At 61.5% G+C, this 15,162-nt stretch carries 11 protein-coding genes and 3 pseudogenes; 2 read left to right on the forward strand and 12 right to left on the reverse strand.

The features are described 5' to 3' along the window. Positions 1–15 precede the first annotated feature (15 nt). Positions 16–207 (forward strand): hypothetical protein, encoded by a 192-nt coding sequence (locus NKJ26_RS26620; RefSeq protein WP_023727257.1) that lies wholly within the window; start codon positions 16–18, stop codon positions 205–207. Positions 208–403: 196 nt separating this feature from the next. On the opposite strand, the gene NKJ26_RS26625 is transcribed toward NKJ26_RS26620, so the two are convergent. From NKJ26_RS26625 to NKJ26_RS26675, 11 genes and pseudogenes are all read right to left on the reverse strand, one after another. Next, the gene (locus tag NKJ26_RS26625; RefSeq protein ID WP_352698253.1) at positions 404–925 is read right to left on the reverse strand and encodes an isopentenyl transferase family protein; all 522 of its coding nucleotides are present in this window, start codon (positions 923–925) and stop codon (positions 404–406) included. A 350-nt stretch (positions 926–1,275) separates the two neighbouring features. After that, on the reverse strand, positions 1,276–1,431 hold the full coding sequence (locus NKJ26_RS26630; RefSeq protein WP_352698255.1) for a transposase: 156 nt from the start codon (positions 1,429–1,431) through the stop codon (positions 1,276–1,278). Between the two features lie 95 nt (positions 1,432–1,526). Next, positions 1,527–1,736, reverse strand: a pseudogene (locus NKJ26_RS26635) (IS6 family transposase); the annotation flags it as partial. Between the two features lie 114 nt (positions 1,737–1,850). After that, complete coding sequence (locus NKJ26_RS26640) at positions 1,851–4,586, reverse strand: ATP-binding cassette domain-containing protein (protein WP_352698257.1); 2,736 nt, start codon at positions 4,584–4,586, stop codon at positions 1,851–1,853. After that, positions 4,583–6,766, reverse strand: a complete 2,184-nt coding sequence (locus tag NKJ26_RS26645) for an NHLP family bacteriocin export ABC transporter peptidase/permease/ATPase subunit (RefSeq protein WP_352606065.1) — start codon at positions 6,764–6,766, stop codon at positions 4,583–4,585. Before NKJ26_RS26645 ends, NKJ26_RS26640 begins: the two co-directional genes overlap by 4 nt. Next, a complete protein-coding gene (locus NKJ26_RS26650; RefSeq protein ID WP_352606067.1) occupies positions 6,763–8,025 on the reverse strand; it encodes an NHLP bacteriocin system secretion protein in 1,263 nt (420 codons plus the stop codon). The genes NKJ26_RS26645 and NKJ26_RS26650 overlap by 4 nt, the downstream gene beginning before the upstream one ends. A 72-nt stretch (positions 8,026–8,097) precedes the next feature. Further along, positions 8,098–10,065, reverse strand: a complete 1,968-nt coding sequence (locus tag NKJ26_RS26655; protein WP_352606069.1) for a RiPP maturation radical SAM C-methyltransferase — start codon at positions 10,063–10,065, stop codon at positions 8,098–8,100. Then, the gene (locus NKJ26_RS26660; RefSeq protein WP_352698259.1) at positions 10,062–10,580 is read right to left on the reverse strand and encodes a hypothetical protein; all 519 of its coding nucleotides are present in this window, start codon (positions 10,578–10,580) and stop codon (positions 10,062–10,064) included. The genes NKJ26_RS26655 and NKJ26_RS26660 overlap by 4 nt, the downstream gene beginning before the upstream one ends. After that, positions 10,534–10,944: a GNAT family N-acetyltransferase gene (locus tag NKJ26_RS26665; RefSeq protein ID WP_352606073.1), complete on the reverse strand. Its 411-nt coding sequence runs from the start codon at positions 10,942–10,944 to the stop codon at positions 10,534–10,536. Before NKJ26_RS26665 ends, NKJ26_RS26660 begins: the two co-directional genes overlap by 47 nt. Further along, positions 10,928–12,460, reverse strand: coding sequence for a radical SAM family RiPP maturation amino acid epimerase (locus NKJ26_RS26670; RefSeq protein ID WP_352606075.1), 1,533 nt, complete (start codon positions 12,458–12,460; stop codon positions 10,928–10,930). Before NKJ26_RS26670 ends, NKJ26_RS26665 begins: the two co-directional genes overlap by 17 nt. A gap of 150 nt (positions 12,461–12,610) precedes the next feature. Beyond that, the gene (locus tag NKJ26_RS26675; protein ID WP_352606077.1) at positions 12,611–12,970 is read right to left on the reverse strand and encodes a Nif11-like leader peptide family natural product precursor; all 360 of its coding nucleotides are present in this window, start codon (positions 12,968–12,970) and stop codon (positions 12,611–12,613) included. Between the two features lie 429 nt (positions 12,971–13,399). Between NKJ26_RS26675 and NKJ26_RS26680 the strand changes: the two are divergent. Further along, positions 13,400–13,631, forward strand: a pseudogene (locus NKJ26_RS26680) (IS6 family transposase); the annotation flags it as partial. Positions 13,632–13,644: 13 nt separating this feature from the next. On the opposite strand, the pseudogene tnpC reads toward NKJ26_RS26680, so the two are convergent. Further along, a pseudogene (tnpC, locus tag NKJ26_RS26685) lies at positions 13,645–15,122 on the reverse strand (IS66 family transposase). Positions 15,123–15,162: the final 40 nt, after the last annotated feature.

The following is a 15,162-nucleotide window of genomic DNA, read 5'->3' on the forward strand; positions in this document are numbered from 1 at the left end:
GAGAGGTTCTATGATATGACAAGCGATTTTTCCGCCGCCCGAGTGCATTTAGATCGAGCGTATGACTACCTTTGTGGGGATGACCCGATGAGTCAAAGGGGCCGCGAAGCCTTGGACCTGCTAATTGAGGCGGTTGCCGTCGAAGAGTTCAAGCAGCCACGTCAAAGCGCTGAGGTGCTAAGGTTTCCGATCGGGCGCCGCTGCTGAGGTAATCTCCACGGCCGCCATGTAGCCTCGCAGGTGAGGCGCTCATCGCAGGGACTCCGCCCCGTGAGGGCCGGCAACGAACGCATTGGCAAACGGAAAGCCCACTTGCCAGACCAGCGCCCGGCCGGCGTGGCAAGTAGGCCGGCGGTTCCAAGCGGAGACATTGATGCCGGACTATGTCGTGCTTTGCATCGCATTAAGCTGCCATTCTGGAAAGTCGCGTTCCTGCCAACGTTATTGGAGCTCTTTGCGAAGCCGCGGCATTTTCACTAATGGTCAGGCTGTGCTCACTCGCAAAACGAATGGCGCAAAGATATCCGTCAACGTCTTCCAAGGTGGGACGGACTGCATCTTCATTCCAGTGAGCCGCAAGTTCCTGTAGCGATGAAGGTCGTCCTTGTCTTGGGACAAACATGTCTGTGACCCGACGCTTTGCTCTCTCTAGAAAGGCGTCCGAGTTGCCGAGCCGCAACCGCCTTACATGCCACTGAAAGCGCCATCCCGATGCTGACTCGCGCATGTGAATTGAGAAGCGAGATCGAGCCGGCTTCGAGGATGAGCCCAGGCTGAGATCTACGCTCAGCCACGTGCATGATCGCTTACGATGGGCAGTCACGGCGTGGATGATGCCCGCGGTTAGGGGGCGTATCCAAGTAAACCCGCTGGATAGATTGCAGTTCGGAATCCAAGGCACGCCCGCTGCCGGAGTGGTGGTCATGCGGCTTGGCGTAGAGCGAGTCGTTTCTTGTGCTCGCGCAACCGAGGCGGAAGATGCATGGCGCGTTCGAACGTCACCCAGCGCCTTAAACTTGCGGTCTCGGCCGCCGCGGAACGTTACCCGCAACTCGCGCGTCGCTCGACGCACCCGGGATCATGAAACGCCCAGCGCCCTCACCCTCGCCGCCGCCAGTGTCGGCGGCGTGGTCAGCGGAATCCGCAGACGCACCTTGCCGGGATCTCCAGCTCGATCACCGCTGGGGGCGCCGCCGGCACCGAAGCGGCGACAGGCTCATCGGGAACCACGATAACTTCGGCAAAGCCCGTTTCGCGGGCTCTCAGCGTGCGGCGTCACTTATAGGTCAGACTGGTCGCGACATCGTACTGACGCGCTACCGCCGCCACCGTGGACAAGGGCGCGAATGCCGCCGCCAGTATCCGGCACTGATCCTCTTCACTCCAACGACGCCGCCGCTCCGGCCCGGTCAACAACGTCACATGGCTCATGCTGTGCTGCTAACTACGCTGGTAAGGACGACCTTAAGAGCGCAGCCTCGCTACCATGCCATCCTCCCGCAAGGCGGCCTCCGCCGGAGGCGTACTTTTCCAGTGACGCTCCGCTTGCGCCGGTTGAATCGGTCCAGCAGCTCAAGCGAGAAGTGCACGACCCAGCGGTGGACAGTGGAATGGTCGACGTGAATGCCGCGCTCGGCCATCATCTCTTCCAGATCACGCAGGCTGAGATTGTAGGCAAGATACCAGCGAACCCACAGTAGGATCACGGATCGATCAAAATGGCGGCCTTTGTACATGACAAAACCCGGAAAAAAGAGCAAGCGTTATGCAGCAAATGACCTTTCCGAAAAGTTTGCGACAGAACCATAATGGCCGGGTGTTGCTGGGAACAGTTCTTGTTCCGGCCCCTTTTAGAGAAGCTGGCGTTGTGCGAGCCGCTTGAAAATCCGCCCCTTCTGCAACAGCTCGAGATAGCTGCCGCTTTCAGCTATGCGGCCGTCATTGATAACGTAGATCAGGTCGGCGGACTCCAGGGTTGACATCCGCTGAGCGATGGCGACCCGGGTGCACCGGAGGCTGCGCAGATTGTCCATGACGCGACGCTGCGTGACATTGTCGAGCGCGCTGGTGGCCTCGTCCATGATCACGACGCGCGGTTTGCGTGTAACGGCGCGCGCAATCAACAGCCGCTGGCGCTGGCCTCCGGAGAATGTCATGCCGCCCTCGGCGATGGCGGTGTGTAGCCCCATGGGGAGATCCTTGACCACATCATCGAGGGCGGCAATACGCAGTGCTTCCATCGCCTCGTCTTCGGAAAGCGGGAGGCCGGCTGCAATGTTGTCGTAGATTGAGCCTGCTAGCAGGCGGCCGTTTTGCAGCACGACGCCGTATTGACGCCGCATATCCCGGAGATCGACAAAGCGGAGGTCGGTACCGTCGAGATAAATATTGCCCGACTCGGGAACGTCGAAGCCCAGCAAGAGTCGGATGATGGACGACTTGCCAGCGCCGGATGAGCCGACCAAGGCGACAAACCGCTCGGCCGGGATGCGCATCGACAGGCCCTTCAGAACAAGCGGCGCGTCCGGCGCATAACGGAAACGCACGTCGCGCAGCTCGATCTCGCCGCTCACCCGCGAGAACTGGCTGCCCTGACCGATCCGTTCCTCCTTCGCCTCGAGGATCGGACGGACACGCTGGAAGTAGGCTTGCAGTATGACGATGAACAGCGACGCGCGGGTCAGCGACATGACTGCGCTGACGAACTGGCCAAGAGCAACGTTAAAGCTCGCAAACTCGGCGACCGACATCAGCGGCGTATAGGGACGCGGGTCGTTGGTCGAGCGGAAGAAGGCGAACAGGTTTCCGCTGTGCGCACCCAGAACAACCAGCACGACCACGGTCAGCAGCGGTCCGAAGCCAGATCGCAGAATAGAGAGACAATTGCTCAGGATGCTCTGCCGCAGGCTGAGGGTCACCGTGCGCCGGTAGGTGCGGAGCCAAACGAGGAACGCCTCGCGCTCGGCGCCGGCCACCCGCAACTTCGCGATAGCGCCCAGCAGCTGCAGGACAGTGCCCTGCTGCTTTCCCGACAGCTCGAGCGATTCGAAATTGTAGCTCAGGATGCTCTTGCCGATCAGATAGGCAACGCCGGCGAACAGCACCGAGACGAGCACCAGTAGCAAGGTCACGCGCCATTCGAAGTAGAGCATCAGGCCGACACTGAAGATCATCGACACAGCGCCCGAGAAGACCGTCATGATTGATCGGCTGATCAGCTTGCGGGTGACGTTGATGCTATCGGCGCGACTGGCGAGGTCGCCCGCCGTGAAGCCGCGGAAGAATGGCACCGGCAGGTTGAGGAGCTTGATCCACACAGCGGCCTGGATGCGGTTGTCCGCGCGCGCCTCCAATCTCAGGCCGCTCAGCGACTCCACGAGATTTGTGCTGGTCATGCCGAGCGCTAACAACAGCAGCAGGCCGCTGATCACGCCGACTTGGTCGAGTTCGGCATCTGGAATGATGGGGTCCAGCAGCCAGCCGAGGGTCATCGGGGAGGCGAGTGAGAAAAGGCCGGTCAGAACCATCGTAGCGATGATGGCGAGCACGTCGGCACGGCAGTTATGCAGGCCGAAGCGCAGGAGGCGCCAACCGGTTAGCATGCCGTCAGGAAGCGGGATGTAGAAGGCGTAGGCGGTGCGGTTGATCGTTGCGCCGGTCTTGGCATCCACTGCCTGCGGGGCGCCACGGCCGTAACACAGGTAGCGATTGCCGGAGCGGATCAGCGCGCAGGGTGCGGATTCGGGTCCCACGGTCGCTAGCAGTGGGCCGAGGTCGCCTTCCCACCAACGGCCCTCCAAGATCAGTTCCCGATACTGTAGGTGGTTGTCCCGAGCGATCTCGTCGATGGCCCGGGCCAGCGGGGGTGGCGTAATCTTATTGCGACGCCGCGGCAGCGCCGGATGGCCGAGCGCACGTGCCACGCGAGCGGCGATCGTGCCGATCGTCTCGGTTTCCTCACTGCCTTCGACCGCAGTTTTGATGCTTATCAGATCAACGAGGTTGCCCAACTCCGTGGCGAAATCGCCTTCCGCCGCGAGACGTGACGCTTCATGCGCCGCGGAGTTTTGGGCAAGTTCCCCTGCACGGCTGGCGATAGCCGCCCTTACGGCTCTTTCGGCAAGTGCCAAGCCTGGGTCTTGGCTAGATGGCCTGGCCTGCCATGGGGCCAGCAACGCAAGCCAGCCGTTCCGGGCTTGTTCGAGCGCCGGCCGGGCCTCCACGTTAGACGCAAGCTCCCACAGCGCCTTGCGCGTCGTCTCGACGATCTCAGTGTCGGCTGATGGCACGCCAATGAAGCGGAACTCATCGCCGGCCGGCAGGGAATCGATTAGCCCACCCGCCTCGACTGACAGAAACGGGTACCGACCGTATCTGTCCACAAGAAATATTTCGACGGATCCCGAAAGCACGAGCCATATCCGGTCCACTGTCGTGACATCGAGCGTGTTGTTTCCGCCCACAATCCGGCGCTGTCCGGCAATGCCCAGCGCCGATGCGAGCGTCGATCCAGGTGCCTTCCAGCTCAGCGTAATGATCGCATTGAGTTTGGCGCTATTATTGAGGAGGACGTCGACGATGTTCATCCAGCCCTCACAAGGGCGGCATAGACGCCGTTGGCCGCCTTGAGCTTTTCATGCGTGCCTCGTTCCACGATGGTGCCATTCTCGAACACGAAGATCTGATCGCAGTCACGAATGGTACTGAGCCGCTGGGCAACAATAAAGCATGTCATGCCCCTCAGCCGCATGTTATGGTCGATCTGCGCTTCGGTGACGGCATCCAGCGCGGCAGTCGCCTCGTCCAGCACGAGAATCGTTGGGTTGCGGGCCAGGGCGCGGGCAATCTCGAGGCGCTGGCGCTGGCCACCGCTCAGATTGGTGCCCCCCTCGCTCAGCATGCCCTCATATCCGCCGGGACGTCCCAGGATCGTTTCGTGAATACAAGCGTCCCGCGCCCCGCGCACGATCGAACGCGGGGCGGTAGCACGATTGAACAAGGCGAGGTTGTCTTGAATTGTGCTCTCGAACAGGCGGATGTCCTGATCCACCCAAGCGACGTTCGAGGTGAAGACGTCGCGGGGCACCTCGGCAACCGGGTAGTTATCGTAGAGCACGCTTCCCGAGCGCGGGGGGTAGAGACCGAGCAGAAGATGAACCAGGGTCGACTTGCCGCTCCCGCTGCCACCCACGAAGGCGACGCGCTGCCCCGGCTCGACCTTTAGGTTGATGTCGTGCAGTACGGGCAAGTCGAAGGCGCCGTAGGCAAAACTTAGGTCAGCTATCTCGACTCGCCCGGAGAGTTGTCGGGGCGGTTCCGCAACCGGTGCTGCCGCCTTCGCCGGATGCCCCTCGATAAGCGGATCGCTCTTCGCCGCAAGGACGTCCTCGAGCCGCGCCCAGTGGCCCTTTGCCTCCTGAAGCTGAAGGCTGAGGTTGACGATCTGCTGCAAGGGACTCATGAAGCTGCCGAGCAGCATCTGGAACGCCAGTAGACCACCTATGGTCATCTCGCCCCAGATGATCAGGACCGCGCCGAAGCAGAGAACCATTGCCGTCATGATCTGCCCGAGCAGGGTCGGCGCCGCCCCCAGCGACAGGGAAATGCGTTCGCGCGACTGGAACTGGTTCACCGCGTGCGCCTGGTAGCCCGACCAAATACGGAAGAAATCCGACTCGGAGCCCATGGCCTTAATGGTCTCGATCGACTGAAGGCCGGACATCGCGGCGGCGGCTATTTTTGCACTGATATTGAGGATGACCATGTTGCCGTCCTTCAATCTGCGGCGCACAAGTGCGACAGCAGCGACGTTGCAGGCCACCAGCAAAATCGAGACGATGGTGAGTGGGAGGCTGTAGGCCGCCATCACACCTGCATAGACAATCACCATTGCCAACTGGGTGGCCGCTGTCGGCAGGGGACCGGAAACCAGAATGGCAAGCTGATTGGCCGAGTGGGCGCGACTGACGATGTCGCCGTGCTGGCTCTGCGTAAGGAACAGCAGCGGGAGGCGCAGGACGTGCCACAGGAAGCGCGCACCGATCATCACTGCCAATTTCAGCTGTAGACGCATCAGCACGCGCTGTTGCAGCCAAGTGACAGTGGCCTCCAGTGCGACTCCAAACAGCAGCGCCACGATGATGGGAAACAGCCAGGTGTCGAATCGGCGTACTAGGACCTCGTCGACGAACACTTTGATGAGCGCAGGGAGCAGAATCGACGGCAGCGCAAGCATGACGGTTGTGGCCGCCATCACTACGAGCGCGGCTCTTGACCCAGATGTCCAGCCGAACAGGGTCCGCAGCATACCCTGCCTGTAGCCGCCTGGTTTGAAATTGGATCCGCGCTTGAACTCTAGCGCGACGCCCGAATAGTTTTCGTAGAATTCTTGGTGACCGACGATGCGTCGGCCGAGGGCCGGATCGTTGATCCGGATACCGCGACCTAACCGGCCTTCGACGACGACGAAGTGGTCGGCCGACCAGTGGGCGATGAATGGCAGCGCAAGGGAGTTGAGCGCTTCAATCGGGAGCTGCTGCCCGCGCGCCTCTAGGCCATAGTCCCGCGCGGCCTTGACTATATTGCTGGCGCGCGCGCCGTCACGCGAGACGCCGCAGGCTTGGCGCAGTTCGTCCAACGGGACAAAACGGTGGAAATACCCCAGGACCATGGACAGCGCCGCAGCGCCGCAGTCCGCCTCCATCTGCAACACTGTTGGCGTGGCGACAGCCCGCCGCAGCCGCAGGGTGAACTCACGGCTGGTCACAGATGCGCCCATGTCCGCACGATGGGCAGCACAAGAGAGAGAGGGGTGACGCGGTCCACTACAATATTGACGGCGGCGGTCGTGCCGGGCGTCACCTCTGTCAGTGGACGGGCGGCAGATGTCCAGTGTAAGCCGTCCGTTGTATCCGGATCTGCCTCAAGCTCGATCTCGATGCGCACCGGAGCGCCAGCGCCCATCAAGGTGTCGACGAGCGCCTCGTTACCGAGAACGGCCAGCAGGTCGCCCCGGGACACCGGCAGCAGGCTCACTTGGCTGACCTGGCCCTTGATCGACCCGTAGATTTGTTCATCGATGGACGAAGGACTGATAAGTGCATGCATGCCCGCAACCACGCGCTTGCCTTGGTCGATCGGCAAGTAGGCGTGAACGATCATGCGTCTCTCCAAAGTACTGGATTCGACCGTGATCAGGTTGATTCCAGCGGCAACCGTCGCATTGGGGTAGGTTGTGATCTCACTGACCGTGCCGTCGACCGGGCTGCGGATCGCGGAGCCGACCTCGAACTGCACCTGTAGATCACGGTAGCTGGCTTCCGCATCGATCACCTTTATGCGCAGTTCGGTTCGGCTGCGATGAACCAAGTCTTCGAATTCGATCTCCTCAGTCTGTAACTTCTGAATCTGGTCGGTCATTTGACGGATGGAGCGCTGCACGTCGATGAGGCGGCCGAACTCAAGCTGTTCCTGGATGCGGGTGGCAAAACCGCGCTTCACTTCCGTCACAAAGGCCTCGTACAGGCCTTGAATCATCTGGCGGTTCTTCTCTGCATCCGCAAGGCTGGCCTTCAGCGATGAAATCTCTTGGTGGAGAGTCTGCCTGCGCCGCTCCACATCTGCATGGGAAGTCTTATCGTAATTTTCAGACTCCCCGCGTTGCGCTTGGACAGCGATCCGCGCCTGCTCAAGGCGCTCCGCGACCTCGTCGAGCTTAACCGTGACCAGAAGATCGCGGCGGGTGACCGTGTCCCCGGGTTTGACGTGAATTTGCGCGACTGTGCCCCCTGTCCGGGCTACCACGTCGGCAACGACGCTACGATCGAGCAGAATAACGCCTTGACCCTTGGCATGGAAGGCGAGCCGGCCAACAAACCCCCAAGCCACCGCGCCACTTACGCAAAGCGCGAGCGCAACAAACAGAATCCACGTCGACCGCGATGTGAGTTGGATCGCTTGGTTCAAATGCTCAGGATCACGAAGGGCACGTGGGCTCTCTGCGCTCGTCGTCACAGGGTTCAGCATTTTCTCTCCCCAAGCAGCTGAGAACACCAACGGGCTGTCGCCCTGCGGATATGCAATCGCAGCTGTCCTCATTCACGTGGCGGCACTCACAGGCCTGACACGTCGGTCGAAATAGCCTCCCGGAAACGCGGTCGGCGCGGGCATTGGCGTATATGGATTCCAGAGCGGGAGCCCAACCAGCCGCGCATCCAGCCGCACGACCAGCTTGCGAGCGATCATGTCGGCTATCGCCCCGTTAATCTCGGTCTGCATCACATTCGGCGTGCTCAGCCGTTCGCGCAGGCGGGCGTCTGGCATGCCTTCGTCAGCAGCTAAAAGAATTTCGCGCGCCAGGCCTTTGACCCGGTGTTCACGGTCCACTGCTATGGCGCGCGTGTCCTCGACCGTTATCTCGTCGCCGCTGTCGCGCATCGACAGCATCGGCAGCTTCGGCTCGTTCCAGGCTTTCAGCCATGAATCGATACCCTGGGTAACGGCATGCAGCCCCGGACGACGGTTCGCGGCGCGCGCAGCGAAATGGCCGCCGACATCGTTGTCTTCACTGTCGTCGAAGTAGTAAACCAGATTCGCGAGATCGGCCTCCGAGAGCGGATAGACGTAGCGAAAAGAGACGGCTGGGCGCAGCTTCAGCCTATGTTTGTCGGCTGCGCGATGATAGAGGCTGTAGCGCTGGTAGCGCAACCGAACCGCACGTCCTGGCTGGAGATGATGCAGCAACGGCAGCCAGGAGGCTATTTCCGCATACCAGGCGTCGCTCTCGCCGGGGAAGCCCCACAGCATGCTCCAACTGACCCGCACGCCATACTGGCGGCACCATTTCAAGAGCTGAACATTGTGCGCTGACGTCGTTCCCTTGCCCATCAGCTTCAAAGCACGGGTATCCAAGCTCTCGATACCTGGCTGGATCCAGCGGACGCCCGCGGCAGCCAACTTCTCGACTTCATGGCGTTTCAGATTGGCTTTGACTTCGAAGAAGATCGCAAGCTTGTCGGGTAGGGCGGTGAGGCGAGGCAGGGTCTTTTCGAGGTAGTCAATGGCTAGAATGTTGTCCACCGCTTCGATGCGCGACGAGCCGTAGCGCGCCGACATCTCTATCATCTCCTCTGCGGCCTGCCCGGCCGGTTTCTGGCGATAGGTAATCGATCCGCCGTTCAGCCCGCAGAACGTGCAGGGGCTGCGCTGCCCCCACCAGCAGCCGCGAGAGAACTCCATCGGCAGCCCCGGATAGACGCGGTCGGCGTAGAGCGATCGTCCGAGTTCGGCAAAATAGTCAGAGAAATCGGGTAGCGGCAGGTCATGCATGTTTTCGACCACTGCGCGGGGCACCAGGTCGCCCATCGACGTAGCGGGATAGCCGGCCTCGCGATGCCCTGGGCCGAAAACGCCGAATGGCAGGTCAGCCGGCGGAATGGCTCTTCCGTGATTGAGGATGTCGCAACACAGCGCGCCGAGCAGTCCGTCAGCCTCGCCCGACACAACGTAGTCAACCCACGGGAAACGCGCGTGAGTGGTACGCCCCATGACCGATTCGCAGTTTGCGCCACCCATGAGAGTCACTAGGGCCGGTGAGCGACCGCTCAGTCGGCGCAGCAACGCGAGTGAGGGAACATGCTGGGCGAAAGTCGAGGTGCACCCAACCATGGCCGGCCCTTGCTCCAGTATCTTGTCGGCTGTCCAGTCGATGAAGCCGCCGATGAGCGAGCGCAGCTCGAGGAGATGGGCACGACGCTCGGCCAAACCGTTGTGTATCGGATTGCGCTCGAAATACCGGTCGAGGAAGACGTCGTGGTCTGCTTCGTAGTCGGGAAAAGCGATGCCTGCGAACAGCCAGTCAACAAGCGCATCCTCAGGGAGAGAACTCTCAAGCAGATTATGGTCGGCGAGGCCGACGTATTCCAGGAACCAGATGTTGGCATACGCTATCCTGGATCGCAGTCCGGCCCGGGTCAGCGCTGACTTCAGCAGACCAAGCGCCAATGACGGCCGTTCAATTGCCGACATCGGCATGTTGACCAAGACGATCGGCACATCGGCGCTCATGTCATGCCACTCTTTTCATTTTGATCCAGGCATGGGCTGAGCTGGCTCAGCCGTGGTTTCATGCGATGGAGTGCAAGCAAGCCATGCGCGGCTCCATGACCGGAACGGTGAACGTGCTGTTGACCAGTTCGGGAAAAGCGCACCGGAGGCGCGCTATTTCGAGCCACATTGGCCGTATCAAGTCCATTGCCTGAAGACTGGCGCGGATGAACGAGCAGGTCCAGCGCAATGTGTCGGAGTGGAGCCGTTGGGTGGATCGCCCAGCCACGGACCGCTCCGCCCTCGGCATCAACCAGCGCCAGGCTCATGTACGGGTCACTTTCCTCCTCGTAGATGACCGGATAGACGTCGTCATTCACGCCGGGCTCGTCGAAATCCCGGATCATCGCTCGCTGGTCGGCGCCAAGCGACCGCCGGCCGACGATGCGGTAGCGGGCCGGCAAGCGCGCCTCGACAAGCCATGGCGTCTCAAACGTGAGCGGCACGGTCGTGTGGCAGACCAATTTGTTGACCATGGGTCGGGTCCAGTCGTTCTTCACGAAAAAGCATGCGGCGTCCTGCTTGTGCTCGCGGACGCGCAGGAAATGAGCCTAGCCTGAAGCCGAGACCGCGGAACTCCCCTTCGATCGCGTCCAGCATGGAACTGCCAAAGCCCGTTCGGCGGAACATAGGCAGGACGTAGACCGAAAGGAATTCGAACTGCCCGGAAGAGCCTGGCACGGCCAAGGCAAGTCCTGCTGTCACGTCGGTTGTGCGCGCCGCGACGCTGCGGACCGTGGCTGCGAAATGGCTTGTCACCGCAGTCCACACTGCCGGATAGGTAAGATGCCGTACGTCCTTTAGACGGACGTAGCCCAGTATCTCAGGTCGCATCGGCATGGTCGACGCCCGTGCGGGAGGCCGCGTATTTGCCCGCTTCGATGCGGCTCGTCGTCCTCTCGCTGGTCTGCCCGGCGAAGCTGTCGTCGAGGTCCTCTTCGATCACCCCGGCCGCGTATAACTGATCGAGCAGATCGGCGACTGCAAGGGCGCTCGCTCCGTCAGCTATGACGCGCAAGACCAACTCCGACGATGTGCAGTCGCCGCACGCGATGAGATCGCCAACGGAGATCGGAGCGACATCATCATCTATCCGGTGTTCAATGTTGCGTGAGCGGAGATGGAAGTGCCGGTTCCCTGCCTCGTATTGCAGATCTCCGCGGAAGCGGATCGGCAGGTTCGCAGGTGGGCTTTCGAACATATGCTCGTCGATGATGCACTGCAGCCCTTCCCGGAACTCGTCGGGCGTGCTGAAGAAACGTTCGTCGACGATGCGGTAACCGAGAGGCCAGCGTTCGCTACCCGGTACCGGCGTCACCAGTTGTAAACGTCCTTGCCGCATATTTACGAGGAAGCCGGAAACACAGGCGATCGTCGTGTGATCGCGCTCGAGCAACTCAATTGCATCGTCGTTGTTGGCTGCCCTGAGTTTTTCCTTTCGCGCGCGCGCGCGCCCGGCGAAAGCCTTTGCGGTCAGCGCCTCCTTGCCCTGCAGGATGAGTTCGACCCCCATCAGGTCCTCGGGCGAAAAAGCCGCGTGAATCTGATTGAGGTGGTTCGTGCTTAGCACGGAGAAACGATTCGTCACGCCACGGTAGCGTTTGAACAGTTCGAGCACGCGCCTGGTGAGTGCCTGATCCTTGAGCGGGGCGGCCGTGGTCGTTTGTGGCAATGCGCCCGTAATTTCATAGTAGTCGAACAGAAAGCGGTCGTAATCCGGATTATCGATCGGATCTGTGGCCCAGTAGCAGAAACCAGTGCGGGCTGCCGAACCAAACATCTCGCTCGCGACACCGACCACGCCGCGCCAAAGCTCGGCATGCTCCTCGCTATACTCATAATAGCCCTTGAACCGGTCGGCCGATAGGCCGCAGAACCAGCAACCGACGGTGCAGCCTTCACTCAGCTCGAAAGCGATGACCGGGTGCGTGACCGACGGTGCCGATCCGCCCAATTCGCCGTTGCAGCGGCGGATTTGGCGCTCTCGCCACGCATGGAAGCGGGGGTTGACCATCGACATTTCGCCCTCGGCGCGCAGCATGTCGCGATGGCGCAACATCTCGCGCATATACTCGTCCCACATCACAGCCAGCGGCCACGACGCACATTCCGGCTCGAAGCGGTATTTCAGGTAGCTATTGCGCCAGAGCGGCAGCATCTCCATCGGGTCAACTTCGATGCCGTAGCGCTCAGTGACCGTTCGAGGGTTGTCGCCGTTCTCCGAAAGCGCGGTGCGGAACGCCATGTCGCCGACCAGGCGCTCCATGAAGCGCTTGATGTGTGCTAGCGTACGAAGTTGTCCGGGAGTGCGTCGGTCAAAGATCTGTCGGTAGTGTTCGGTTGCAGCGTGCGTCATGACGTTACGGACGGCCTCTTGATGCGGCGTTTCGCAGGCCAGCTGCCAAAAGCGATCCCACGATCGCTTCTCGCGAGTGGCCTGATTTTAAGTTTTCTTCACACGTCTCATCGAGCACGGGTGGATGCGCTCAGACTCTAAAGTGAGCGGTTAGATCAGGACCGCAGCGACGACTACAACGGCTTCGGCTGCCTCTGCGACAGTCGTAGCTGCTTCCGCTGCCTCCACAGCGGTGGTAACGACCACAGCGGTCTGCGCAACCTTGGTCGAGGTCGCAACGTTGGGATCATGCTTGCCGCCGAAAATCGCATCGAGTTGCTTGTCGGTTAACTCGCGTGGGCTTCGCGATTGAATGTAACTCTTAGCCTCATCGAGCGTGAAATTGTAGCCGTGGCTCTTTGCTATAGCCACAATCGATGCGAGACCCGTAGCATTCGGTTTTACCTTTTCGAGCAGATTACCGTCTTTCGCCAGATCGTCGACGAATCGTTCTACCTCAGCTTGCGACATCGTTACCCCCCTGCCTCGGCACGCTGCGCCTGCAGCTCTTAGCCGAAATCTTCAGTCGCGCCGAGCAATTCAGTAATTCTGGACCAATTGCCATCGTCATCTCCGTTGGGTCTGGAGAGACCGTCACAACGGCTTCCCAAAATTGACCGTGCAAGCGACGTACCATCTTGAGGACGTAGCTGCGCTGATACTCAATTCGGGCCGGCGCACCTTTGCGTCGCGCTTCTGCTGGCTGGGTACCGTTTCGCTTCTGTTCGATAGGTGACAATTTGGTCGACAGTATTGTTTGCTCGGGATCGAGACACCACGTGGTCGGCAGCTCGGTACGTCGGTTTACGTCAGCGAAAACCCGCCTGAGAGGAATGTGTTGCAAAGTTCTTGGTAACCAAGCGCACGGCATTGGGCTCCGGTGTTCCCCGAAGAGTTGAGATGTTCAAAGGCCGCCATTTCGACCAATCCGTGATCTTGCTCTGCATTCGCGGGTGTCTGGCCTACGGACTGAGCCTACGCGATCTTCGAGAAATGATGGCGGGCGTGGCATTAGTGTCGGTCATTCGACGATCCATCGCTGGGTCGTTCATTTCGCGCCGCTGCTGATGGAACGCTTTACCGGCGCAAGCGCTCCGTGATCGGCAAATGGGATGCGGACGAGACTTACATCGTAACCGCTGTTCTCAGGCCACGGCCTTGAGCGGCGCGGGGGCATAGGCCCAGGGCAGCAGGTCGTCGAGCTGGCTTTGCGGATGGCCTGCGACGATGCGGGTGATGACGTCGGCGAGGTAGGCGTACGGGTCGACGCCGTTGAGTTTCGCGGTTTCTACGAGCGAGGCGATGGTCGCCCAGTGCTCGCCACCGCCGTCGGAACCGGCGAAGAGCGCATTCTTCCGATTGAGGGCGATTGGCCTGATCGAGCGTTCGACGACGTTGGAGTCGATCTCGACGCGGCCGTCGTCGAGGAAGCGACCAAGTCCGGCCCAGCGCGGGAGCGGGTAGCGGATTGCTTCGGCGAGCTTGCTCTTCTGGCTGACCAGGGTGAGCTTCTCGCGCAGCCATGGCTGGAGGGTATCGATGACGGGGCGGCTTCTCTCCTGGCCGGCGGTGCGCCGCTCTTCGGGCGAGCGTCCCCGTATCTCGCTCTCAATCCTGTAGAGCTCGGCGATGCGCTGGAGCGCCTCCGTGGCGATCGGCGCGGGTCCGGACTGGGCCAGTTCGTAGAACCGGCGACGGACATGCGCCCAGCAGAACGCCAGGCTCACGGCATTGCGCTCGGCCAGCGCCCGGTATCCGGCGTAGCCGTCGACTTGCAGGATTCCGACGAAGCCCTGAAGGTGCCGGAGTGGCTGTTCGGCCTTGCGGTCGGGCGCATAGAGATAGGCGACACCGGGCGGATCGATCCCGCCCCAGGGGCGGTCGTCGCGCGCATAGGCGAACAGCTGGCCCGTCTTGGTGCGGCCGCGCCCGGGATCGAGCACCGGCGCCGTGGTCTCGTCGGCGAAGAGCTTGCCGGACGCCTTCAGCCGCTCGAACAGCCGCTCGTGGATCGGCCGTAGCAGGAAGGCTGCCTTGCCGACCCAGTCGGCGAGCGTGGACCGATCCAGGTTCACGCCCTGCCGGGCATAGATCTGCGCCTGGCGATACAGGGGAAGATGGTCGGCATACTTCGACACCAGCACGTGGGCGACGGTCGCTTCGGTCGGGATGCCCCCCTCGACGAGGCGCTCCGCTGCGGGCGCCTGCACCACGACCTCCTCGCAGCTCCGGCAGGCATACTTCGGTCGGCGCGTGACGATGACACGGAATTGGGCCGGCACGATGTCGAGGCGCTCGGAGCGATCCTCGCCCATGACGTGCAGCATTCCCTTGCAGCACGGGCAGATCTTGTCGGGAATGTCGATGACCTGCTCGATACGCAGCAGGTGCGCGGGCAGTGCACCGCGGTTGGTGCGGCGCTTGCTGGCGCGAGCCTCGCGCTTGGCGGGATCGGCGGTGTCCTCTGCGGCGAAGCCCTCCGCCTCGACCTGCTCGGCCTCTTCCAGGCCCAGCAGCAGCTGGTCGACCGGCAGGCTCTCTGCCCTGCGGCCGAAGCGGTGGCGCTGCAGTTCCTGATGATCTGGCGCAGCCGCTCGTTCTCGGCGCGCTCCGCCGCGAGCATCGCCTGAAGCGCGATCGGATCGTTGGTCTGAGGCTCGGCC

This window comes from Mesorhizobium sp. M0152, assembly GCF_040322415.1.
GTDB lineage: Bacteria > Pseudomonadota > Alphaproteobacteria > Rhizobiales > Rhizobiaceae > Mesorhizobium.